This window comes from Streptosporangium minutum (genome assembly GCF_002149035.1).
In the GTDB taxonomy this organism is placed as follows: Bacteria; Actinomycetota; Actinomycetes; order Streptosporangiales; family Streptosporangiaceae; genus Streptosporangium; species Streptosporangium minutum.
In genome coordinates, this window is record NZ_NGFP01000499.1 from 1 (window position 1) to 1,366 (window position 1,366).

The following is a 1,366-nucleotide window of genomic DNA, read 5'->3' on the forward strand; positions in this document are numbered from 1 at the left end:
CCACGGCCGCCGCCGGGCCCCCGCAGCCTCCCCGGCCCGCGCGGCACCCCGACCAACTCCAGCAGCCCGCGCAGCCCCAGCAGCCCGCGCAGCCCGAACGCCGGGCCGAACAACCCGAACGCCGGGCCGACCAGCCGGAGCGTCGGGCCGCGCAACCGGAACAGCCCCGGCAGGCGATGTGGAGCCCCTACGACGAGGGTCCGCGCTCCCGGCGGCCGATCCTCATCGCGGCCGGCGGTCTCGGCGTGCTGGTCGCCGGAGGCATCGGCCTGGCCATGCTCGCCAACTCCGACCCGACCTCGCAGCCCAGTACGGCGAGCCCCCCGGCGCAGGCCTCCGACGCGCCGATCCCCAGCAATCCGGGGGGCAAGTTCGGGTTCGCCGCCTCCCGGGCGACCGACCGCCACCCCCTCGGACTGAAGGAGGTGTTCAAGAGCAGGAAGGTGACGTTCGGCGGCCAGAGCTACCTGATGACCACCAGCAGGCACGACAAGAAGTGCAAGGACGCCGTGGTGGGCGCCAAGCTGCAGAAGGCACTCACCGCGGGCAAGTGCACCCAGTTCCTGCGCGCCAGCTTCCGGGACGCCTCAGGAAAGATCATCGGAACCGTGGGGGTGGCCAACCTCAGAACGTCGGCGGCGGCCTCCAAGGTCGCCTCGGTCGGAGCCGGCAAGTCGCGGGAGGAATACCTCAAGGCGCTTCCAGGCAAGGATAAAGTCACCAAATTTCTCGGCACGGGTGAGGCGTTCGCGGGCGGGTGGAGCCACGGGCACTATGCCGTAATGGTCTGGTTCCAGTACAAGGACGGGCACCTGCCGAAGAAGTCCGAGGTCAAGCAACTCAACCAGGCGGCTTTCGGAGCCACCGACGCGACGGTCACCCCGGCGCTGGAGTCCCGTTCGCTGACCGGAAAGCGTCCTTGAGCAAGGGCTCATCGAGTCGATTTCCCTCACAGAACCGGCGGGCGATACGGCCAGGAACGCCCATACCCGCATGCCGCTCTCCGGCTATCGCTACGCTTCGACGTATGCGTGGCCAGGAATCCGGGTCCGAGCACGAACGCGAAGCCGAGGGTTCGGCTGCACCGGCGACGCCTCCGCCGAGTTTCGGCCAGCCTTCGCCTCCCGTGCCCCGGACCGATCTCACAGGTGACGATCAGCCCTACGACCCCTCGGCGTGGCCGGTGCCGGCGCCCGGGGCAGCCCAGCCGTGGACGGTTCCCGGTGACGGCGGAGCCCCCTACGACTGGTTCGCCGACCCCGAGGACGAAGTCCCCACCCCATGGTCCGGCTCTCCGCAGCCCGGGCCGCGTCCCGACCGTCCCGCGTCTCCGGAGCCGCCGGGGGCGGCATGGCCCGACTCCCCC

1 protein-coding gene and 1 pseudogene are annotated in these 1,366 nt (G+C 70.9%); both read left to right on the forward strand.

Annotated elements, in window-relative coordinates; genetic code table 11:
- Positions 1-923: pseudogene (locus tag CA984_RS46935) on the forward strand (hypothetical protein); the annotation flags it as partial.
- A 203-nt stretch (positions 924-1,126) separates the two neighbouring features.
- A partial coding sequence (locus tag CA984_RS47575) for a hypothetical protein (protein ID WP_423229367.1) occupies positions 1,127-1,366 on the forward strand: 240 nt, incomplete at its 3' end.